Source organism: Agrobacterium fabrum str. C58, assembly GCF_000092025.1.
In the GTDB taxonomy this organism is placed as follows: domain Bacteria; phylum Pseudomonadota; class Alphaproteobacteria; order Rhizobiales; family Rhizobiaceae; genus Agrobacterium; species Agrobacterium fabrum.
In genome coordinates this window covers 1,253,781-1,273,663 of sequence record NC_003063.2, presented here as the reverse complement: position 1 = coordinate 1,273,663, position 19,883 = coordinate 1,253,781, and the positions used below count along the sequence as shown (strand labels likewise).

At 59.2% G+C, this 19,883-nt stretch carries 19 protein-coding genes; 10 read left to right on the top strand and 9 right to left on the bottom strand.

Annotated features, from left to right (window positions below; all coding sequences use genetic code 11):
* The 3 genes from ATU_RS19420 to amaB all read right to left on the bottom strand — a co-directional run bounded on the left by ATU_RS19420 (position 1) and on the right by amaB (position 3,516).
* Complete coding sequence (locus ATU_RS19420; RefSeq protein ID WP_010973603.1) at positions 1-783, bottom strand: ABC transporter permease subunit; 783 nt, start codon at positions 781-783, stop codon at positions 1-3.
* Between the two features lie 20 nt (positions 784-803).
* Positions 804-1,757 (bottom strand): aliphatic sulfonate ABC transporter substrate-binding protein, encoded by a 954-nt coding sequence (locus tag ATU_RS19415; RefSeq protein WP_010973602.1) that lies wholly within the window; start codon positions 1,755-1,757, stop codon positions 804-806.
* A gap of 229 nt (positions 1,758-1,986) precedes the next feature.
* Entirely contained in the window at positions 1,987-3,516 is a 1,530-nt protein-coding gene (amaB, locus tag ATU_RS19410; protein WP_010973601.1) for an L-piperidine-6-carboxylate dehydrogenase, read from the bottom strand.
* A 212-nt stretch (positions 3,517-3,728) separates the two neighbouring features.
* Between amaB and ATU_RS19405 the strand changes: the two genes are divergently transcribed.
* Complete coding sequence (locus ATU_RS19405; RefSeq protein ID WP_010973600.1) at positions 3,729-4,631, top strand: LysR family transcriptional regulator; 903 nt, start codon at positions 3,729-3,731, stop codon at positions 4,629-4,631.
* Positions 4,632-4,664: 33 nt separating this feature from the next.
* On the opposite strand, the gene ATU_RS19400 is transcribed toward ATU_RS19405, so the two are convergent.
* Positions 4,665-5,552: a DMT family transporter gene (locus ATU_RS19400; protein WP_010973599.1), complete on the bottom strand. Its 888-nt coding sequence runs from the start codon at positions 5,550-5,552 to the stop codon at positions 4,665-4,667.
* Between the two features lie 381 nt (positions 5,553-5,933).
* Between ATU_RS19400 and ATU_RS19395 the strand changes: the two genes are divergently transcribed.
* Both ATU_RS19395 and ATU_RS19390 read left to right on the top strand, forming a co-directional pair.
* Positions 5,934-7,265 (top strand): UDP-glucose dehydrogenase family protein, encoded by a 1,332-nt coding sequence (locus ATU_RS19395; protein ID WP_006313911.1) that lies wholly within the window; start codon positions 5,934-5,936, stop codon positions 7,263-7,265.
* A gap of 86 nt (positions 7,266-7,351) precedes the next feature.
* On the top strand, positions 7,352-8,371 hold the full coding sequence (locus tag ATU_RS19390; RefSeq protein WP_010973598.1) for an NAD-dependent epimerase: 1,020 nt from the start codon (positions 7,352-7,354) through the stop codon (positions 8,369-8,371).
* Here the strand turns inward: ATU_RS19390 and ATU_RS19385 are convergent, their stop codons facing one another.
* From ATU_RS19385 to ATU_RS19375, 3 genes are read right to left on the bottom strand one after another with little or no spacing between them, the layout of a single operon-like run.
* Positions 8,372-9,418, bottom strand: a complete 1,047-nt coding sequence (locus tag ATU_RS19385; RefSeq protein ID WP_010973597.1) for a glutathione synthase — start codon at positions 9,416-9,418, stop codon at positions 8,372-8,374.
* Between the two features lie 10 nt (positions 9,419-9,428).
* A complete protein-coding gene (locus ATU_RS19380) occupies positions 9,429-11,306 on the bottom strand; it encodes a flavohemoglobin expression-modulating QEGLA motif protein (protein ID WP_010973596.1) in 1,878 nt (625 codons plus the stop codon).
* Positions 11,306-12,130 carry an N-formylglutamate amidohydrolase gene (locus ATU_RS19375; RefSeq protein ID WP_010973595.1) on the bottom strand — a complete coding sequence of 275 codons (825 nt, stop codon included), beginning with the start codon at positions 12,128-12,130 and terminating at the stop codon, positions 11,306-11,308. Before ATU_RS19375 ends, ATU_RS19380 begins: the two co-directional genes overlap by 1 nt.
* A 287-nt stretch (positions 12,131-12,417) precedes the next feature.
* Here ATU_RS19375 and ATU_RS19370 point away from each other — a divergent pair, with 287 nt between their 5' ends.
* Genes ATU_RS19370 through ATU_RS19345 form a run of 6 tightly spaced genes read left to right on the top strand, consistent with a single transcriptional unit; the run spans position 12,418 to position 16,297 of the window.
* On the top strand, positions 12,418-12,639 hold the full coding sequence (locus tag ATU_RS19370; protein WP_006313906.1) for a hypothetical protein: 222 nt from the start codon (positions 12,418-12,420) through the stop codon (positions 12,637-12,639).
* Positions 12,640-12,657: 18 nt separating this feature from the next.
* Positions 12,658-13,218: a type 1 glutamine amidotransferase domain-containing protein gene (locus ATU_RS19365; RefSeq protein ID WP_006313905.1), complete on the top strand. Its 561-nt coding sequence runs from the start codon at positions 12,658-12,660 to the stop codon at positions 13,216-13,218.
* Positions 13,219-13,276: 58 nt separating this feature from the next.
* Positions 13,277-13,717 (top strand): PPC domain-containing DNA-binding protein, encoded by a 441-nt coding sequence (locus ATU_RS19360; protein ID WP_010973593.1) that lies wholly within the window; start codon positions 13,277-13,279, stop codon positions 13,715-13,717.
* A gap of 55 nt (positions 13,718-13,772) precedes the next feature.
* On the top strand, positions 13,773-14,633 hold the full coding sequence (locus tag ATU_RS19355; protein WP_010973592.1) for a TIGR02587 family membrane protein: 861 nt from the start codon (positions 13,773-13,775) through the stop codon (positions 14,631-14,633).
* Positions 14,634-14,640: 7 nt separating this feature from the next.
* The gene (locus ATU_RS19350; RefSeq protein ID WP_010973591.1) at positions 14,641-15,051 is read left to right on the top strand and encodes a TIGR02588 family protein; all 411 of its coding nucleotides are present in this window, start codon (positions 14,641-14,643) and stop codon (positions 15,049-15,051) included.
* 19 nt (positions 15,052-15,070) lie between these two features.
* On the top strand, positions 15,071-16,297 hold the full coding sequence (locus tag ATU_RS19345; protein ID WP_010973590.1) for an NAD(P)/FAD-dependent oxidoreductase: 1,227 nt from the start codon (positions 15,071-15,073) through the stop codon (positions 16,295-16,297).
* A 6-nt stretch (positions 16,298-16,303) separates the two neighbouring features.
* On the opposite strand, the gene ATU_RS19340 is transcribed toward ATU_RS19345, so the two are convergent.
* Positions 16,304-16,789, bottom strand: a complete 486-nt coding sequence (locus ATU_RS19340) for an MgtC/SapB family protein (RefSeq protein WP_010973589.1) — start codon at positions 16,787-16,789, stop codon at positions 16,304-16,306.
* 173 nt (positions 16,790-16,962) lie between these two features.
* Here ATU_RS19340 and ATU_RS19335 point away from each other — a divergent pair, with 173 nt between their 5' ends.
* A complete protein-coding gene (locus ATU_RS19335) occupies positions 16,963-17,463 on the top strand; it encodes a YciE/YciF ferroxidase family protein (protein WP_006313899.1) in 501 nt (166 codons plus the stop codon).
* A gap of 71 nt (positions 17,464-17,534) precedes the next feature.
* On the opposite strand, the gene ATU_RS19330 is transcribed toward ATU_RS19335, so the two are convergent.
* Positions 17,535-19,871 (bottom strand): glucose/quinate/shikimate family membrane-bound PQQ-dependent dehydrogenase, encoded by a 2,337-nt coding sequence (locus ATU_RS19330; RefSeq protein ID WP_010973588.1) that lies wholly within the window; start codon positions 19,869-19,871, stop codon positions 17,535-17,537.
* Positions 19,872-19,883: the final 12 nt, after the last annotated feature.

Below are 19,883 nucleotides of genomic sequence, written 5' to 3'. Positions count from 1 at the left end.
TCAGACTTTCTTGAAGGCTGGATGCCATTGCAGGAAGATGCTTTCGAGGAAGCGGGCGAAACTGTCGGCGAGTTTGCCGAGAAGCGCATAGATGAGGATCGACAGCACAACGACATCGATCAGCAGGAACTCGCGCGCCTGCATGGCCATATAGCCGAGGCCGGAGGACGAGGAAATGGTTTCCGCCACGATCAAGGTCAACCACATGATGCCGAGCGCATAGCGCAGGCCGGTGAAGATGGATGGCAGAGCGCCGGGCAGGATAACCCGCCGGAACAGCGTGAAGGGCGACATGCCGTAGGTGCGGCCCATCTCCACCAGTTGCGGATCGACCCCCTGAATGCCGAGCAGCGTGTTGATGTAGATAGGGAAAAACACGCCGAGCGCGACGAGAAAGAGCTTCGCTTCCTCGTCTATGCCGAACCAGAGGATGACGAGCGGAATGAGCGCCAGATGTGGGATATTGCGTATCATCTGCAGCGTCGTATCGGTGAAACTGCGGGAAAATCTAGACAGGCCATTGGCGAGCCCGAAGATGAAGCCGATGGAGCCGCCGATGGCAAAGCCGGCGAGTGCGCGGGCGGAACTGACGCCGATATTGGCTATAAGCTCACCCGAGAGCAGAAGCCGCCAGAAGGCTTCCGCGACAGCGGAGGGGGCCGGCAACACATTGGCAGAAATCAAGCCAACACGCGCCGCCACTTCCCATCCTGCAAGGATGAGGGCGGGAAGCAGCCAGCCGGTGGCAACGCCACCTATCTCGATACGCTTTCCAGTGCTCATGGCATCCCCTCCAGTCTGGCTCAGTTGGTCGCACCCGACCAGACGGCATCCTTGATGCTGATCTGTTTCGGGATGAGGCCCAGACGATAAAAGCGGTCGGCGGTTTCCTGCTGGCTGGCGACGATCTTGTCGTCGATCCTGGTGATGCCGAATTCCGAGCGGTTGGCGGCAAGCGTCTGCGCCTCCAATGGAACGCCCGTCACCTCGTGCAGGGCAGCCGCCACCTTGTCGCGGTTGGCGGCAGACCATTTCGCCGCTTCGCCCAAGGCACCGACGTTGGTGTTGATCGTATCCGCATGGGATTTGGCATAATCGCGGTTGGCGAGGAAATAGGTCTTGACGTCAAGAACATCACTGGTGCGAGCCAGAGTGACCGGCTTGTAGCGGGTTTCGGCAATCGCGTAGAATGGATCCCATACGGCCCAGGCATCGATCTTGTCGCTGGCAAAAGCAGCCGCGGCATCGGCGGGGCTGAGATAGGTCACATCGATATCACTGAGTTTCAGGCCGTTTTTCTCCAGAGCCGCCACCAGCAGATTGTGGGCACTGGTGCCCTTGCCGACACCGACCTTCTTGCCCTTGAGATCGGCGACCGACTTGATGCCGCTTTCAGGCTTGGTGAAGATCGCCTCGCCCTTGCCGTTCGAAGGAAGCGCCGCGACATAAACGATGGCTGAACCCGCCGCCTGTCCGAAAATCGGCGGCGCATCACCCGTCCAGCCGACATTGATGGAACCGACATTCAGGGCTTCCACCAGCGGCGGGCCTGCCGTGAACTCCACCCAGGACACCTTGACGCCCTTGGCCTCGAGCGCCTTTTCGATGACGCCCTGCTGCCTTGCGATAACCGGCAGGCCGGTTTTCTGATAACCGATCTTCAGTTCTTCCGCAGCCTGTGCGGCAAAAGGAAGAACAGAAAGAGCGACGGCGGCGATAAGACCGGCGGAAAGAGCGCGTCGGGTAATGGCTGGCATTTCATCTCCTATCACCAGCCCCACTGGCCGGTCTGCGATATGGAGCAATGCTAGGGTTTTCAATAAAAACGATAGAGAGACAATAATTCAATATAACGGATATGGCAGGAATAAAATTCCGCCACCATCAGGCTTCTCCGCAAATATTGGCGGCGGCTCATTTTTAGCCCCAAACGAAAACGCCGGCGCACGCGGCGCCGGCATATACATCAATCGTCCTAGGATGTGCTTATTCGATATCGAAGGAAACGCCCTGCGCCAAAGGCAGCGCCTTGGAATAGTTGATGGTGTTGGTGGCGCGGCGCATATAGGCCTTCCAAGAATCCGAACCGGATTCACGGCCGCCACCGGTTTCCTTCTCGCCGCCAAACGCGCCGCCGATTTCCGCACCCGATGTGCCGATATTGACGTTGGCAATGCCGCAATCCGAGCCTTCCGACGACAGGAAACGTTCCGATTCCTGAATGTCACGGGTGAAGATGGACGAGGAAAGACCCGCGGCGACGGCATTATGCGCGTCGATCGCCTGATCGAGATCGCTATACTTCATGACATAGAGGATCGGCGCGAAGGTCTCTTCCAGAACGGGGCCAACCTGCTTCGGCATTTCGACGAGTGCAGGTTTCACGTAATAGGCATCTGCCGCACCGGTATCGACGCGGTCGCCGCCATGCACAACGCCGCCGGCCGCCTTGGCAGCCTCAATCGCCTTTTGCATGCCGTCAAAGGCCGCCTTGTCGACCAGCGGGCCAACGAGTGCGGAACTTTCCAGCGGATTGCCGACGGAGACAGACGCGTAAGCCTTTTTCAGGCGCGGCACGAGCTCCTCATAAACGCTGTCATGTACGAAAAGCCGGCGAAGCGTCGTGCAGCGCTGGCCGGCGGTGCCCATGGCGCCGAAGGCGATGGCGCGCAGCGCCATGTCGAGATCGGCAGACGGGCAGACGATGCCGGCATTGTTGCCGCCAAGTTCCAGAATGGCGCGGGCAAAGCGCTTGGCCAGACGCGGACCGACATCGCGCCCCATACGGGTCGAGCCGGTGGCGGAGACGAGCGGCACTTTGGGGTAATCCACCATGGCTTCACCCACGGCGCGGTCACCGATCAGCAGTTGGGACAGACCTTCCGGCGCATCGCCAAAGCGGGCGGCGGCGCGCTCGAAGATGCCCTGCACGGCAAGCGCCGTAAGCGGGGTCTTCTCCGAAGGCTTCCAGACCACCGAATTACCGCAGACGAGGGCAAGTGCGGCATTCCACGACCAGACGGCGACGGGGAAATTGAAGGCCGAGATGACGCCGACGACGCCAAGCGGATGCCAGGTTTCCATCATGCGGTGGCCGGGACGTTCGGTGGCGATGGTGAGACCGTAAAGCTGGCGGGAGAGACCGACAGCGAAATCGCAGATATCGATCATCTCCTGCACTTCACCGAGACCTTCGGACGGGATCTTGCCCGCTTCCAGCGAGACGAGACGGCCGAGATCGGTCTTGAAGGCGCGCAGTTCTTCGCCAAGCAGGCGGATCAACTCGCCACGACGCGGCGCCGGCACATTACGCCAGGTCCTGAACGCCGCATCAGCCTTGTCGACCACGGCTGCGACACCCTCTACCGACACGGTCCTGAGGCTTGCTATCTGCTCACCCGTCACGGGGCTGAAGGACGCCATGTCGCCGCCGGTATAAAGATCGCGGGCAACACCCATCTTGTCGAGCAGAGCCGCGGCTTCCTGTTTCACGTCAAGCTTCGTCATCGCATCCATGTCCATCGTCCTTGTGGTTGAAAGGGGAGGAAAGGCCGTTTGGATACGGCGCTTTCAACTCCCGTCACTCATCTTTCCCCGAATTTTTCTTTCGTTGTTTGAAACTGGGCCGGCAGCGCTGGAAAACACCGTTCCATTCTTTCCCGTAATCATATATGGCCATAACGACCCTTTTCCAATGAGGAAAGCGGGTAAGTTGATGCGAGAATGGAATGGATCCGCGCAGAAGACTGGTTCCTGATATCATTACCCTGCAAGCGTTCGAATGCGCGGCACGGCATGGCAATTTTACGCGTGCGGCCGAAGAACTCAACCTCACGCAGAGTGCCGTCAGCCGGCAGATCGGCGAGCTGGAAGCCCAGACGGGAATGCAACTCTTCGAGCGCATCCGCAGACGGGTCGTGCTTTCGGAAGCCGGGCGCAAATTCCTGCCCGATGTGCGGCGCCTGTTGCAGCAATCCGAACAGTTGATGGTGCGTGCGGTTTCCGCCGGGACGTCGCATGCGTCGCTCTCCGTCGCAACGCTGCCGACATTCGGAAGCCGCTGGCTGATGCCGCGCCTCTCCCGCTTCATCGACGCCAATCCCGATATGACGATCACAATCGGCTCACGATCGCACCCCTTCGATTTTGACGAGGAAGGTTTCGATCTCGCCATTCATTATGGCCAGCCAATCTGGGCGCATGGCACCTGTACGTTCTTATGCAACGAGGTGATCGTGCCGGTTGCCAGCCCTGCTTTGCTCCGCCGCGCAGGCGTGAACCGGGCGCAGGATCTGGCCGGGCAACCGCTGCTGCATGTCACGACCCGGCCGAAACTCTGGACGGAATGGCTGGAAATGAACGGCGTGACGGCAGACAATGCCTATCAGGGCAGCCGTTTCGACCAGTTTTCGATGATCATCGAGGCCGCCGCAAGCGGCATCGGTTTTGCCCTTCTGCCGCGATATCTCATCGAGGCAGAGCTTGCCTCCAGCCGCCTCGAAATCGTGTTCGACATCCCCTTGCAGACCGACAAGAGCTATTATGTCGCCCTGCCGGAAGGACGTCAGGACAATGTACTTGCCCGCGCCTTTCAGGCGTGGCTGCTCGATCAGGTGGGCAAGCCGGTCTAGGCCGTTATGTACGCCTGTGTCGATAATCGACAATCAAAGTCGATTGCGGAAGAACGGGTTCCAGCGCACGGTGCCGAGCCTGACTTTTTCGCGGATCATCGTCAAAAGCCCCGATGCAGCGATGACGGCGAGACCCAGCGCCGCGATGGCGTCAGGGTATTCGTGGAAGAAGGTCATGCCGATCGCCACGGCCCAGAGGATTTGCGAATAATGCGAGGGCGCAATCTGGCTTGCCGGCGCAATGCGGGTGGCGACCAGAAGGGTGATCTGTCCCGTCGCCGTGCAAAGGCCGATGAAGGCGAAGGCCAGAAGCTGGTGCAGGTTGGGCATGACGAAATCGGGAATGGAAGCGATCCCATTGAAAGTTAGCCCGTAAATCAACAGCACACCCATGATCGAGGTGCGTTTTTCCTTGCCCGCCAGCGAGCGCAAAAGCACGATGGTCATGGCCGCCAGGAACGCCACGCCGATGGCGGCGATATGGCCGAGTTCCAGCGTCTTGAAGCCCGGGCGTACGACGAGGATGACACCGACGATGCCGGCCAGAACCGCCGCCCAGCGCCATGGGCCGATATTCTCCTTCAGCACCACGGCAGAAAGCACGGTCACGAAAAGCGGCGACAGAAAGATCAGCGCATAAGCTTCGGCCAGCGGAATGGTGGTGAAGGCATAGATGCCGAAAATACCGGCGAAGAGACCCGAAATCGCGCGCCCATGCACAGCAAAGGGCCGGCTCATGCGCCAGAATTCGCGCCACCTTTCCTCGCGTGGCTTGCTGAAGAAGATGAAGATGCCGGAAAAGAGGATGCTGAAGAAGCCGATCTCGAAAACGCTGATCTGTGACCCAAGCGACTTGATCGTGGCATCGCCCATGGAAAAGGTCGCATAAGCGAACAGACCGAGCAGAAAACCCTTTTGCATTTGACTTCCCCGAACATCGACCGCAACGCAAAGCATCCCCCGGCCGCGTGGCGCGACCCGAGCACCCTATTAAAGGGCAGACAGTCTGGCAGATTTGATCCTCGACCCTATGGCTAGACCCGGCTACCTATGAGTGCAAGCCGCAAAAACGGCAAAATTGCCGGATTGGACGCAGCTGGTGCAAATGGCTGCAAGGTGCGGCAAATTTGTCCCGCCAAGGCCATCACATCACCGTCATGGAAAGAGGTTAGCCGGTGTTGATCGTGGCGCTTGGCGACGGACATGAAGGCGGCTAAACATCATTATGCGATTTTTCACCCGCCGATTTCCCCGGCCGGTGCAGCCGCGTTAACATGGCCTCGCTAACCGAAAGGAAAAAGAATGCGGATTGTGATGATCGGTTCGGGTTATGTCGGCCTCGTGTCCGGCGCGTGTTTTGCAGATTTTGGCCATGATGTGGTCTGCGTCGACAAGATGCCGGAGAAAATCGAGGCTTTGAAAAGCGGCCATATTCCGATCTTCGAGCCGGGTCTGGAAACCATCGTCGCCAACAACGCCAAGGCTGGCCGGTTGAGCTTCACGACAGATCTTTCCGCCGCTGTCGCCAATGCCGATGTCGTCTTCATCGCGGTCGGTACGCCTTCGCGGCGCGGGGATGGACATGCCGATCTCGGTTATGTCTACGCGGCAGCGAAAGAGATCGCCCATGCTCTTGATGGTTTCACCGTCATCGTCACCAAATCCACTGTTCCCGTTGGCACCGGCGACGAGGTGGAGCGCATCATTCGCGAGGAAAACCCCTCGGCCGATTTTGCCGTGGTTTCCAACCCGGAATTCCTGCGCGAAGGGGCTGCCATCGAGGATTTCAAGCGGCCGGACCGCATTGTCGTCGGCCTCTCGGATGAGCGCGCACGCCCTGTGATGACCGAAGTTTACCGCCCGCTTTACCTCAACCAGTCGCCGCTGCTCTTCACCACAAGGCGCGCTTCCGAACTCATCAAATATGCCGCCAACGCCTTTCTGGCGATGAAGATCACCTTCATCAACGAAATGGCTGACCTCTGCGAAAAGGTCGGCGCCAATGTGCAGGATGTTTCCCGCGGGATTGGTCTCGATGGCCGTATCGGCTCGAAATTCCTGCATGCCGGCCCCGGTTATGGTGGCTCCTGTTTCCCGAAGGATACGCTGGCGCTCGCCAAGACCGCGCAGGATTATGATGCGCCGGTACGGCTGATCGAAACCACCATCGCCGTCAACGACACGCGCAAGCGCGCCATGGGCCGCAAGGTCATCAATGCGGTGGGCGGTGACGTGCGCGGCAAGAAAATCGCCGTGCTGGGCCTGACCTTCAAGCCGAACACTGACGACATGCGCGACAGCCCGGCCATCGCCATCATCCAGACCCTGCAGGATGGCGGCGCAAAGGTGGTCGGCTACGATCCGGAAGGCATGGCGAATGCCCGGCACCTGATGGAAGATATCGACTATGCGGCAGGCCCTTACGAGGCAGCGGAAGGCGCCGACGCCGTCGTGATCGTGACGGAATGGAACCAGTTCCGCGCGCTAGACCTGCCGCGCCTCAAAGCCATCATGAAAAGTCCTGTGCTCGTGGATTTGCGCAATATCTACCGCACGGACGAGGTCGCCGGCCATGGCTTCATCTATGCCGCGGTGGGTCGCCCGCATGAAGGCAGTTCGGGCAACGACACCTGAAGGCTTCGCTTTCGCAATTTCATCAAGAGATTTTCCGCGCTTCGGTCTGACCGCAAACGCACCAACGGATTCGGGACATAGTCATCATGCGTTATCTGGTTACCGGCACGGCAGGCTTCATCGGTTTTTACGTTGCGAAACGGCTGCTGGATGCCGGACACTTCGTCACCGGCTTCGATGGCATGACGAAATATTACGATGTCAGCCTGAAGGAAAAACGCCACGCCATCCTTGCCCGCTCCAACGGCTTCCGGGCCGAGATCGGCATGCTCGAAGATACCGATGCGCTGAAGCGGGCGGCAGAAGCCGCCGAACCGGAAATCATCATCCACCTCGCCGCACAGGCCGGTGTTCGTTACAGCCTTGAAAATCCGCGCGCCTATATCGATTCCAATCTCATCGGCTCGTTCAACATGCTGGAGCTTGCCAGAAGCCTTAAGGTCAAGCACCTGATGCTGGCATCGACCTCCTCCATCTACGGCGCCAATGAAAAAATCCCCTTTGCGGAAAGCGACAAGGCCGACGAGCCGATGACGCTCTACGCAGCCACCAAAAAATCCATGGAATTGATGGCGCACAGCTATGCGCATCTGCACAAGCTGCCCACCACCGCCTTCCGTTTCTTCACGGTCTATGGCCCGTGGGGACGGCCGGACATGGCGCCGATCAAATTTGTGGACGCGGTTTCCAACGGCCAGCCGATCGATATTTACGGGCAAGGCAATATGAGCCGTGATTTCACCTATATCGATGATTTGGTCGAAGGCATCGTCCGGCTGAGCGCCGTGATCCCATCAGAGGAAAACCGCGTGACACAGGAAGGCGTGACCGACACGCTTTCGCACCATGCACCTTTCCGTGTCGTCAATATCGGCGGCGGCCAGCCGGTAGAGCTGATGCACTTTGTCGAAACGATCGAAAAGGCAGTCGGCAAGCCGGCGATCCGCAACATGCTGCCGATGCAGCAGGGCGACGTGCCGCGCACCTTCGCCTCGCCGGATCTTCTGAGGGCATTGACCGGTTATGTGCCGCAGACCCCGGTCGAAGAGGGCATCAAGGCCCTCGTCGCCTGGTATCGCGGGATAAACGGAAACCTCACGGAATAGTCAAAGCGTCGCCAGCAGCCTGTTCGACAGGGCACCGCCGGACGCCGCCTGCATCGACACCTTGGTTTCCACCGCCTCGATGATCGTATCGCTGAAATCGACATTGGTGAGTTCAAGGATATTCGACAGCCCGCCCGGCGAAAACACGTTCACCTCCAATATCTTGTCACCGACGATATCGAGGCCGACAAGGAACATGCCGTCTTCCACCAGCTTCGGCCGCATCATTTCGGCAAGCTCAACGATTTCATCCGTCACCTTCACCGCTTCGGCCGTGCCGTTGGCGTGAATATTGGAACGAAGGTCGCCCTTGGCCGGCACACGGCGAAGCGCGGCATATTGCCCGTCGCGCATTAAAGGCCTGCCGTTCATCATGAAGAACCGCACATCGCCCTCTTTCGCGGCCGGCAGATAGGCCTGCGCGATCAGATACCCCTCAAGGCTCACCGCCTCGAAAATCTGGTTGAGATTGGTTTCCTTGCTCGACCCGATCTTGAAGACGTTCTTGCCGCCGGAACCCTGCAGGGGTTTGACGATGACGCCCTTGGGATGCGTATCGGCAAAGGCGCGGATTTCTTCGACATTGCGGGAAATCAGCGTCGTCGGGCGAACGATTTCCGGGAAGCTCTGGAAATAGAGCTTGTTCTGCGCAAGCGCCAGGCCTTCGGGATCATTGAGCACCACGACGCCGCGCTGCTCGGCAAGCCGGCCAAAAAGAATGCCCGCATGGACGGCCCATGGCCGCGTCGTCTGGTCGAGCGAAGGGTCGTTTCGCAGCATCAGTGCGTCGATTTCCTCCACATCCATGGTGATGCGCTCAAGCGCCTTGTCCTGGAGTGCCGCATGGAACGCCTCGGGCTTCTTGTATTTTCCCTTGCGGATGACAGTGGCATGAACCGCCAGGGTGTCATCGGAGCGCAGGGTAAAATCCCCCGGTGTCAGATAGACCACATCATGGCCGCGATTGAGGGCCGCCATGGCCAACAGGCCCGTTGCGAAGGTCGGCCCTTCGGTTTCGATGGAATTGACGAAAAATGCGATACGCATGAAGCCCCTCCTATAATGTCGCCAGTTCGGCGATTGATAATCCCGCCCGGATTTTCTCCAGGCGCTCATTGGCCTTGGCGGGCAATAAAAATGCAGGCCTGACCCCAGGCGGCCGTAACAGGCCGCGCAAGGCCAGCTCCTGCATGACCGGAAAATGTTTGGCGGCGATCTTTCCCATCCAGAAGGGATCGAGCGCGCCACCCCTGCGCAGATGGTCCAGCACCTCGGCCAGCCCGCGCAGATAAATAGCATCCTTGGAAAGACCGCCGCCACGATAGATGCGCAGCACCATGTTAAAGGCGCCGGCCTCATCGAAGCCGTGATCACGGGTCATGATGCGGAAGGTGTCCACGAACGTCGCGCCATCCAGCATGGCGGCGCAACCAACGACGCGGCCGGCGATCAGCCGCAGGCGCTCCCGCGTCATGCCACCGGCCAGATGCTCCGCCAGCACCGCCAGCCCCTCCTGCACGCCCTCGTAACCGGAAAGGCCGGTGCGGAAGAGCCTGAGGCCCTGGGACGAGCCATTGAAATAGGTGAGAAGATGCACGCCGATTTCATGTGACAACAGCGCCTCGACACGTCGCTCTTCCATGACCGTGTGGCGAGAAATCAGCAGCTTCTCACCCGTCACCATCAGGCCAGGCGGCAGGTCGTCCCGGATTTCGACACGGGCCTTGAACTCTGGTTCCTCTCCCAGATAGGTCTCGACCATCTCCCGTGATTTCTTGGCGACCGCGTAACAATCCACCATGGCGATTTCGCTGGTTTCTTGCGCGCGCGGGCAATCCTCGAGCACACGAAGTGCAAGGGTTAGAAGAGCGGGTTCGACAGCGCCATAGAGGGCACGCGAAAAATCGGTAAAAGTGCGATGGTGCAGGCTTGCAAGCATCGTCAGTTGCAGGTCGATCTCCTGCTGTTTCTCCCGGTAGAGATGATAGAGAACCGGGTCTTCCAGATGATCGAAAACAACGGAATAGAGCTTGCGTTTCTGCTCTTCGACATCGACGCCCAGCGGCCGGTAAAGCAGGCGCGGCGCAAACTGGAAGCTGCCATCGCGAAACTCCTCGAAGGCTCTGCGGGCATTGATCGGCGTGACGGACAGAAGAAAATCGAAGGATGACACGATCTCGTCAACCGAACGGTCGGCGCGCCGGACGGCGTCGACAAAGGCCTTGCGGCCGAGCGCCCGGTGGCTTGTGACCGTCAGCGCATCCATACCGGATGAAAATGACGAGAAGGCCTGTAAACCCGCGTCGAAAAGATCGGCGATCATCGTCTCACGCAGTCCGGGATAGTCCGCACCGGATTCCGGCTGGCGGTAGATCGGCGCAAAGCGCACGCTGATGCAGGGAAAATCCAGTCCGGCATTGTGAAACCTGAGGACCGGATCGGCTTCCGGTTCCGGCCTGGTAATGCGTGGCGTGCGAAAACGCACTTCGGCATCACACACCGCCTTGATGAAAACCCGGCGGGCTTTTTGCGTTTCCGGTTCCGAAGTCGCAGAGACGGAAACCTCGTAATGCGGCAGGAAGGGGGAATCGTCAGCCAGCAGGATATCGTGTTCGAGTTCACCAATGTCGAGCACGATGAAAGCACCGAAGCGCTGCCGCATGGCAGCGCCGACAGCCTCGATCAGTGGTGCCGCCTCCTGAATATTTGAAGCGATGAGATAGGAGGCATGGGCGGCGGCGATATCGCGCGCGGCGAGATTTTTCGTACCCCCGGTCAGGTGCAGGCAGAGGAACGGCAACGGCCGGTCGATGTGGAGCCTGCCGTCCTTGCCGACATCACGGCGGATCGCCTTGCCAGCCTCAAGACAGGAGGCGACGTCATCCACCAGATCGGCGATGGGTGAAAGTTCGCGGCGGGCAGAGGAACCGGCCATCACCGCGACCTCAGACATTCTTCGAGAACCGGCTGAAGGGCAGCGATCGTCTCTCTGATGTCCGATACCACACGTCTGTCCGGCTCTCCGGTCCATTCATCCATGAAAAATTTCTTGAATTCAATCGCGATGGCGCAGCCATTTTCGGCAAAGCGCTCATGGATGAAGCGGGTCTGTTCCCCCTTGCCCTGAAAGGCCACGTTCTCGCGCACATCGAGGCGGCGGCCGCCAATGGTCGCGGATGCGAAATGCTCTCCCACCGCACTGACGACATCGTTCCAGCGGCTGCGATCCATGGAAAACGTGCCGATATTGATATCCGGTGCTTCCGCCTGGGCAGTCGGCGGCTCGCCGGCACCCTGGCGGCGGTGATTGTAGCTGTGCACATCCAGCACCACGAAAGGCCCATGCCGCCGCTCGACGGACGAGAGAACGCTCTCAAGCATCGCGTAATAATCCGCATGGAAATCGAGTGAATGGCGAACAGCGTCTTGCGATGGCTCCTCGCTCCACACCTCAAGCCCCCAGGATTGCTCCGGCTTCAGATAGATCGCCTGATCGGCCGCACGATTGAGATCGATTTCGAAACGCGAATGGTGCACGACGAGGCGGTTTGTCAGTCTCGCGATCATCTCGCCGGTGAAAGGGTCTTCCTCGCGCAATCTTTGTTCCGGGGAAAGCGCCATCAGGCTGGCTATATCCGAACGGATGAAATGACCATCATGAATGGCCGTACCGATGACTGGCGACCGGCCGAAGTCGATCGTCCAGAAACCTTTGTTTTCGGTATCGCCGCGATATTTGTCGTCGTTTCTGGCTGCCATGCTGCCTCCCTGCATGGGGTGTAAAACAATGGAAGACACCGGTTTGTTCCGGTTAAAATTGCGCACTATTCATTTGCGCGGGGCGATAAAGCCGTTCGAAAAACTGCGGAACCATACCGGAAAGCCCACGTTGTTCTGGCAGGAGGGCCGCCGTGTCAAACGGACACGATGGTGCTGAAGAACACCGGGATTTTTCCGTTTTCTCCCGGTGGCCAACGAAATGGCAGCCGAGCTTCTTACCCATCCGGCGTCCCTCCGTCCGATTTCCACCCTTAAGGAGCCGCGACATGGAAAAGACCGAAACGCGCAAACTTGCGGAAGAATATCTGCGGCTTGGCGGCACACGTCAGGTGATGATCGACGATAACAAGACATTCGTGCGCCAATGGGAGAACGAACCTGCCGACGCCGAACAGTTTTGGCAGGCGCATATCGAGAAACTCGATGCCGAGCGCCGCAAGGACGTGGAATTTTTCCTGCCATCCATCAATTCCGACAAAGAAGACTGAATTCAGAAGGAGACAGACATGACTGCCATCAATGCTGCAAAGATTCTCATTCTCGCGACAGACGGCTACGAGCGCTCTGAGTTGCGCGTGCCCTATGAACAGCTGAAGGCCAGGGGTGCCGACGTGAAGATCGCCTCCATCAAGGAGGGCGAAATCAAGAGCTGGGATGAAAAGAACTGGGGCGACAGCATCGCCGTCGACCTTTCCGCCAAGACAGTGAAAGTGAATGATTTCGACGCGCTGGTTCTTCCCGGCGGCCAGATCAACCCCGATATTCTCCGCCACGATGAGGATGCAATGCGGGTCGTTCGAGATTTCGTCAAGTCCGGCAAGGTCGTTGCCGCCATCTGCCACGCGCCGTGGCTTCTCATCGAAGCGGATGCGCTCCGTGGCCGCGACGCCACCTCTTATTGGTCGATCAAAACAGACCTCAAAAATGCGGGCGCCAACTGGAAGGACGAAAAAGTGGTGACCGACAAGGGGATCATCACCTCTCGCAGCCCTGACGATCTCGATGCATTCGTCGCAAAGATCGTGGAAGAGGTCGAAGAAGGCCGCCACGAACGACGCGCCGCTTAAGATACCAGCACATTGTCGTGCCGCCGGCTTCCGGCGGCACTTTTTTTGGGAGAACGATATGAAAAGCAGATTACTGGCAGGCGGAGCGGAGCGCACCTTCATCCTTATCGTGGATCCCGAGGAGGAGGCCTTTGACGCTATCCGCCGTTTTGCCAGGGCAGAAAATATAAACGCTGCCTCAGTCACGGCGATCGGCGCCTTTGCAACCGCGACGCTCGCATTTTTCGATCTTAAGACGCAGGATTATCAGGAAATACCGGTCGCCGAGCAGAGTGAGGTCCTGACCCTGCTCGGTGATATCACGCTGGACGAGAACGGCGTGCCTAATCCGCATCTGCATGTGGTTCTCGGTTTTGCCGATGGGTCCACCAGAGGCGGACATTTTCTGAAGGGCTTGGTGCGTCCTACGCTGGAAGTGGTCATTCGCGAAACGCCCGCAGAACTCCGGCGCAGCTATAACAGGGAATTCGGCATTGCTCTCATCGATCCTGCAAAATAAACCGGACGGAACCGGAAAAACGCCATCGCGTTATCTCCTCGCATGAGGGGTCGGGATGGCGGTAGCAGTCAGTCGAAAACACGCAGACGATGACGAGGTCAGACAGTTTCTGACCGGTCTGGCGCGCGGCACGGCGGGCGCATTGCTGTTTGCGTTGCCCATGCTGATGACCATGGAAATGTGGTTCCTTGGATTATACGTCAATCCATGGCGGCTTCTGTTGCTCTGTATCCTCAATCTGCCGCTGCTCTTTCTGCTCGCACGCCGCATCGGTTTCGAAAAGACGGATTCCTGGCGCCAGGCCTGGCGCGACACGCTAACCGCCTATGGGCTTGGCATCATGGTGAGCGCAGCCGTACTTTTGTTGTTCGGCATTCTGAACGACCAACTGACCGCCTCGAATATCGTCGCCAAGGTCGCGTTGCAGTCGGTGCCGGCCAGCATTGGTGCGCTGCTCGGCCGCAGCCAATTGGGTCAGCGCTCGGACGCGGAAGACGAGGAGGAGGGCGAATATTCTGGCGAGACGGGTTATCTTCACGAGCTGTTCATGATGATGGTCGGCGCGCTCTTCCTCAGCCTCAATGTCGCTCCGACGGAAGAAATGATCCTGATCGCCTACAAAGTGACGCCCTATCACATCCTGGCATTATGCCTGCTCTCCATCGCCATCATGCATGGCTTTGTCTACGCGCTTCACTTCAGGGGCTCGCATCGCCTGCATGAAGGGCAGCAATGGTGGCAGGCTTTCATTCGCTTCACCCTGCCCGGCTATGTCGTTGCCATCGCCATCAGCATCTACACGCTCTGGACATTTGAGCGCCTCGACCACACCTCGCTATCCCAGATCATGAATGCCGCCGTTATTCTCGGCGTTCCAGCCTCTATCGGCGCGGCGTCGGCCCGGCTGATCCTGTGAGGAGAAGATGACGATATCGAAAGATGGAAAACAGACGGAAAGCGCCGATCCGCATTGGATCGAATGGGTGACTGGAACCATCTCCACCTTGCTCGTCGCCGCCATGTTCGGCTGGATCGCCTATGACATCTATCGCTATTCACCCGAAGAGGCCCGCTTCGAGATCGCCGTCACCGGCGTGGAGGGGCAGACCGGGCAATATAGAGTGAAATTCGCCATTCATAATCTTTCCATGACCACCGCGGCGCAGGTGAATGTGCGTGGCGATCTGGAGCAGAACGGCGCCTCACCTGAAAACGCCGACGTCACCTTCGATTATGTCGCGTCGGAATCGAAGGACAACGGCACGCTTTTCTTCCGCAGCGACCCCCGCAACGGAACACTCACCCTCACTGTCGCCGGCTATACCGAGCCTTGACCCATCCAGGACACACCCCATGCCGACATCGGAACTGACGAAAGAACGCGATCTCAGGGATTCAAAGCCGATATGGGCCGATACCCCACGCACCGGCATCCGCAGCACGCACACACCCGCTGCCAACCATTACGACACGATCGTCGTCGGGGCCGGCATCAGCGGCGCGCTGGTATCCCATGCGCTGCACAGGCCCGGACAGACGATGCTCATCATCGACCGGCGCGAACCTGTCATGGGCAGCAGCGTGGCCAGCACGGCGATGATACAGCACGAGATCGACACGCCGCTGACGGAACTCAGAAAGATGATCGGCAAGGATGCCGCCGACAGGGCATGGCAGCGTTCCGCCCGCGCCGTCCTGCGTCTGGAGGAAATCGTTTCTTCGCTCGGAATTTCCTGCAGCATGAAACGCAAACAGGCGCTTTATCTCGCCGGCGATGAAATGGGCTCACGCGCACTGAAAGCCGAAGCAGCTGCACGTGAAGAGGCCGGCATCGAAGCCCGCTTCCTCTCCACGGGAGAACTACGGGAGCAATATGGGCTGGACCGGACCGCCGCCATCCTCAGCGACATCTCGGCCTCGGCCAATCCAGCACAGCTGACGGCCGGCCTGCTGCGCCATACGGCGGCCGCAGGCGCGGAAATCGTCTCGAAGCTGGAGATTACCGACCTCAGAAACCTCGGCGATGAGGTTGTTCTCGCCACTGCCGACGGCAAAATCCTTTCCGCCCGCAGCGTCGTCTTCTGCACCGGTTATGAATTCCTGAAAATGCTGGAAAGCCCGAAACATCAGATCATTTCCACCTGGGCGCTGGCGAGCAAAAAAGGGCTCGATCTGCCCGACTGGCTGGAGAGCCATATCGTCTGGGAGGCGTCCGATCCCTATCTCTACCTTCGCACCGACCGTGACGGGCGGGTAATCGCTGGGGGAGAGGATGAGGAAAACCCCACCGCCTACCAGTCGGAGCGCAAACTGACCGCCAAGGCGGAGGCGATCCGCCGCAAGGTCGAAAAGCTTATCGGCATCGATATGGGTGCACCGGACTATCGCTGGGCGGCGGCCTTCGGCACAACTACCACCGGTCTGCCGCTGATCGGCGCCGTGCCGGGCATGAAAAACGTTTATGCTGTGATGGGCTTCGGCGGCAACGGCATTACCTTTAGCCAGATCGCTGCCGAAATCGTCGCAGCCGCCGTCAATGGCGGCAAGGATCCGGACGCCGATCTCTTCCGCTTCGGCTGATGCCCGTCAATCCTCCTTGATGCCGGCCGCCACCTGCAGGTGGCGGATCGCCCACAACACAACGATACCGGCGCTAGCGGCAACAAGGGCGAGCGGCCACATGCCGAGACCGGCAGAAAGGCCGATCGCCGCAGATAGCCACATGCTGGCGCCCGTCGTCAGGCCTTTGACGTCACCCCGGGTATAAACGACCACGCCCGCCGCGAGAAAGGCGATGCCCGCGGTCACGGCCTCTACCAGCCGAATGGGATCGAGCCGCGCCGCCTCATGGCCTTCCGCCATCGTTTCCATCATGTGGATAGTGATGATGCAGAAGGTAACGGCGGCAAGGCCGATCAGCATGTTGGTACGCAGGCCGGCGGTATTCTTGTGGAATTCCCGCTCCAGACCGATCAGGCCGCACAGGATGACCGCGCCGAACACACGCACCACCAGCACCTCGAAGGGGATGGAAATATTCATGGAAAATTCTTCTGCCAGACTTTGGGGCATGCTCGTCTCTCCTGCCGAAATGTCTCACACTAAGTGTGCAGAGAGACGTTGGTTCCGCGCGACAATATAAAGGTTGCACGCAACGGAGCCGGAACCATTGCGGCGGCGAAAGGTTTGTTTCCCGTGCGCATGGACGCACGTCACACAGTTTCACTATCATGGGAGAAGAAACGATGGCCGAGAAGAAACTCGACGACCTGTTTTATGACACGCTGAAGGATATCTATTTCGCCGAAAGGCAGATCCTGAAAGCCCTGCCGAAAATGGCGCGGGCAGCGACCGATCCGAAGCTGAAACAGGCTTTTGAAAAGCACAAGGAAGAAACCCAGGGCCACGTCGAACGCCTGCAGGAAGTGTTCGAGATCATTGGCAAACGGGCACAGGGCAAGACCTGCGAAGCCATTCAGGGCATCATCGCCGAAGGTGAAGAGATCATCGAGGATTTCAAGGGCACACCCGCCCTCGATGCCGGTCTGGTGTCCTCGGCACAGGCGGTCGAGCATTATGAAATCGCCCGCTATGGCACGCTGAAAGCATGGGCGGAAAAGCTGGGCCACACCAAGGCGGTCTCGCTGCTGGACGCTACGCTCAAGGAAGAATCAAAGACCGACGAGGCGCTGACAGCACTCGCCAAGACCTCCGTTAATGCCGCCGCTGAGAAAAAGGCGGCGTAAGGTGCACAGCCAAAACAAAAAACCGGAATGGTCACCCATTCCGGTTTTTTTGTGCGTGAAAGGCGAGGACCTCAGGGCAGCGTATACGCGATGACGTAATCACCGGGCTTGGTACCAACCGAACCGTGGCCGCCCGCGACCATCACTACATATTGTTTTCCGTTTTCGAGCGAGTAGGTCATGGGCGTTGCCTGACCGCCGGCTGGCAGACGCGCTTCCCAGAGCTCTTTGCCCGTGGTGAGATCATAGGCGCGCAGATAGTTGTCGACGGCCGCACCGAGGAAGGCGACGCCGCCCTTGGTGATCATCGGTCCGCCAATGCCCGGCACCCCCACCTTGAAGGGTAGCGGCAGCGGCGTCATGTCATAGACCGTGCCGTTCTTATGCTTGTAGGCGACATCGCCGGTCCGCAGATCGGCACCCGCGACATAACCCCATGGCGGGGCCTGGCAGGGGATTTTTAGCGGACCGAGGAATGGCCCCATAAAGACGCCATAGGGCGCACCGTCATTGCGGTTGAGGCCCTGTTCGCTGCCCTTTTCATCCTGTCCCTTCGGCGGAATGTCGGCGCGCGGCACGAGCTGCGAGGTGAAGGCGAGATAGGTTGGCATCCCGAACATCACCTGACGCTCGGGATCGACCGCCACGCTGCCCCAGTTGAACGTGCCGAAATTGCCGGGATAGATGATCGAGCCGTTGAGCGAAGGCGGTGTATAGCGGCCCTTGTAATTCAGCTGATGGAAGCGGATGCGGCAGGCGAGCTGGTCGAACATGGAGACGCCCCACATGTTCTTTTCCTGCAGCGGTTCCGGCTTGAACGACAGCGCCGAGGTTGGCTGCGTCGGGGATGTGAAGTCTTCAGGGATGGCTCCGGTCGGCGCCGGTTCCTCGGTAATCGGCAGAAGCGGCTCACCGGTGCGCCTGTCGAGCACGTAGATGTCGCCCTGCTTGGTGGGACCCACGAGGGCCGGAACCGTCTGGCCATCCTTGGTGATGTCGAGCAGCACCGGCTGGGCCGGCACATCCATGTCCCAGAGATCGTGATGTACCGTCTGGCGCACCCAGCGGTCCTTGCCCGTATTGATATCGAGCGCGACAATCGAGGAGGAATATTTCTCGACATTCTCGCTGCGGCCCATGCCAAGCTGGTCCGGCACCTGGTTGCCAAGCGGCACGTAGACGAGGCCGAGGCCTTCGTCATAACTCAGCACCGACCAGCTGTTGGGTGAGTTGGTCGTATAGGTCTCACCCGCCGCGATCGGCTCGGTCTTCTGCGGGTTGCCGGAATCCCAGTTCCAGATGAGAGCACCGCTATTCACATCGAAAGCGCGGATGACGCCGGACTGCTCCTGCGTCGAATAATTGTCGTTCACCGCGCCGCCGATGATGATTTTGCCAGCCGCGATGACCGGCGGCGAGGTCGAATAATAATAACCGGCGGGATTGTACTTCATGCCCTGTTCAAGATGCAGCACACCCTGATCGGCAAAGGAGGTGCAGACCTGGCCGGTGGCCGCATCGAGCGCGATCAGCCGCGCGTCCGAGGTCGGCAGGTAGACGCGCTGGGCGCAGGCCGTGCCGGCAGCGGCGTTCGGTTCGGCATAATAGGAAACGCCACGGCACGTCTGGTGCTGGCGATCAGGATTGAGACCGACATTGGGGTCGTATTTCCATTTTTCCTTGCCGGTGGCGGCATCGATGGCGATCGCCCAATTATGCGGCGTGCAGATATAAAGCGTATTGCCGATCTTGAGTGGCGTGACCTGATAGGTGGTCTCACCCACATCATCAGGCAGCTTCACGTCCCCCGTCTGATAACGCCAGGCTTCCTTCAACTGCGAGACATTGTCCACATTCACCTGCGTCAGCGGCGAATAACGCTGGCCATAGGGTGTGCGGCCATATTGATGCCAGTCACCGTCAGGCACTTCGCCGCCATAGACAGGTGCCGCAGATGCGATCTCCTGCGGTAACGAACCCGCCTGATCATGCGGGTCCTGCGCCATGGAGTAGCCGGCAACTGCAAAGGAGGCGAGAACGGAAAGCACCAGCGGCCAAGCGTTAGGGCTGTAACTCAGACCGGTCGGGCTTGAAAAGCCAAGCGGTTTCCTGACCCACGGCACCAGCAGCCAAAGACCAATGAGAATAATGACGCCGCCCCGCGGTCCAAGCTGCCACCAGTCAAATCCGACTTCCCAGACTGCCCAGGCAAGCGTCGCGACAATGAAAACGGCATAAACGTGAAGGGCGGCGCGATTGCGCTTGAACAGCAGAACGGCCGTCAACAGAAAGGCCAGTCCGGAAAGAAGATAATAAAAGCTCCCGCCCAACATGACGAGCTGAGAGCCGAAGCCGAACAGCGCAAGGCCGATCAGCGTAAGAATGACCGCAGTGACGGTGACTGCCATAAATGAAACCCC

Coding starts and splice junctions, on each gene's coding strand:
- ATU_RS19420 (WP_010973603.1), bottom strand. CDS start 783: ATGAGCACTGGAAAGCGTATCGAGATAGGTGGCGTTGCCACCGGCTGG.
- ATU_RS19415 (WP_010973602.1), bottom strand. CDS start 1,757: ATGCCAGCCATTACCCGACGCGCTCTTTCCGCCGGTCTTATCGCCGCC.
- amaB (WP_010973601.1), bottom strand. CDS start 3,516: ATGGATGCGATGACGAAGCTTGACGTGAAACAGGAAGCCGCGGCTCTG.
- ATU_RS19405 (WP_010973600.1), top strand. CDS start 3,729: ATGGATCCGCGCAGAAGACTGGTTCCTGATATCATTACCCTGCAAGCG.
- ATU_RS19400 (WP_010973599.1), bottom strand. CDS start 5,552: ATGCAAAAGGGTTTTCTGCTCGGTCTGTTCGCTTATGCGACCTTTTCC.
- ATU_RS19395 (WP_006313911.1), top strand. CDS start 5,934: ATGCGGATTGTGATGATCGGTTCGGGTTATGTCGGCCTCGTGTCCGGC.
- ATU_RS19390 (WP_010973598.1), top strand. CDS start 7,352: ATGCGTTATCTGGTTACCGGCACGGCAGGCTTCATCGGTTTTTACGTT.
- ATU_RS19385 (WP_010973597.1), bottom strand. CDS start 9,418: ATGCGTATCGCATTTTTCGTCAATTCCATCGAAACCGAAGGGCCGACC.
- ATU_RS19380 (WP_010973596.1), bottom strand. CDS start 11,306: ATGGCCGGTTCCTCTGCCCGCCGCGAACTTTCACCCATCGCCGATCTG.
- ATU_RS19375 (WP_010973595.1), bottom strand. CDS start 12,130: ATGGCAGCCAGAAACGACGACAAATATCGCGGCGATACCGAAAACAAA.
- ATU_RS19370 (WP_006313906.1), top strand. CDS start 12,418: ATGGAAAAGACCGAAACGCGCAAACTTGCGGAAGAATATCTGCGGCTT.
- ATU_RS19365 (WP_006313905.1), top strand. CDS start 12,658: ATGACTGCCATCAATGCTGCAAAGATTCTCATTCTCGCGACAGACGGC.
- ATU_RS19360 (WP_010973593.1), top strand. CDS start 13,277: ATGAAAAGCAGATTACTGGCAGGCGGAGCGGAGCGCACCTTCATCCTT.
- ATU_RS19355 (WP_010973592.1), top strand. CDS start 13,773: ATGGCGGTAGCAGTCAGTCGAAAACACGCAGACGATGACGAGGTCAGA.
- ATU_RS19350 (WP_010973591.1), top strand. CDS start 14,641: ATGACGATATCGAAAGATGGAAAACAGACGGAAAGCGCCGATCCGCAT.
- ATU_RS19345 (WP_010973590.1), top strand. CDS start 15,071: ATGCCGACATCGGAACTGACGAAAGAACGCGATCTCAGGGATTCAAAG.
- ATU_RS19340 (WP_010973589.1), bottom strand. CDS start 16,789: ATGCCCCAAAGTCTGGCAGAAGAATTTTCCATGAATATTTCCATCCCC.
- ATU_RS19335 (WP_006313899.1), top strand. CDS start 16,963: ATGGCCGAGAAGAAACTCGACGACCTGTTTTATGACACGCTGAAGGAT.
- ATU_RS19330 (WP_010973588.1), bottom strand. CDS start 19,871: ATGGCAGTCACCGTCACTGCGGTCATTCTTACGCTGATCGGCCTTGCG.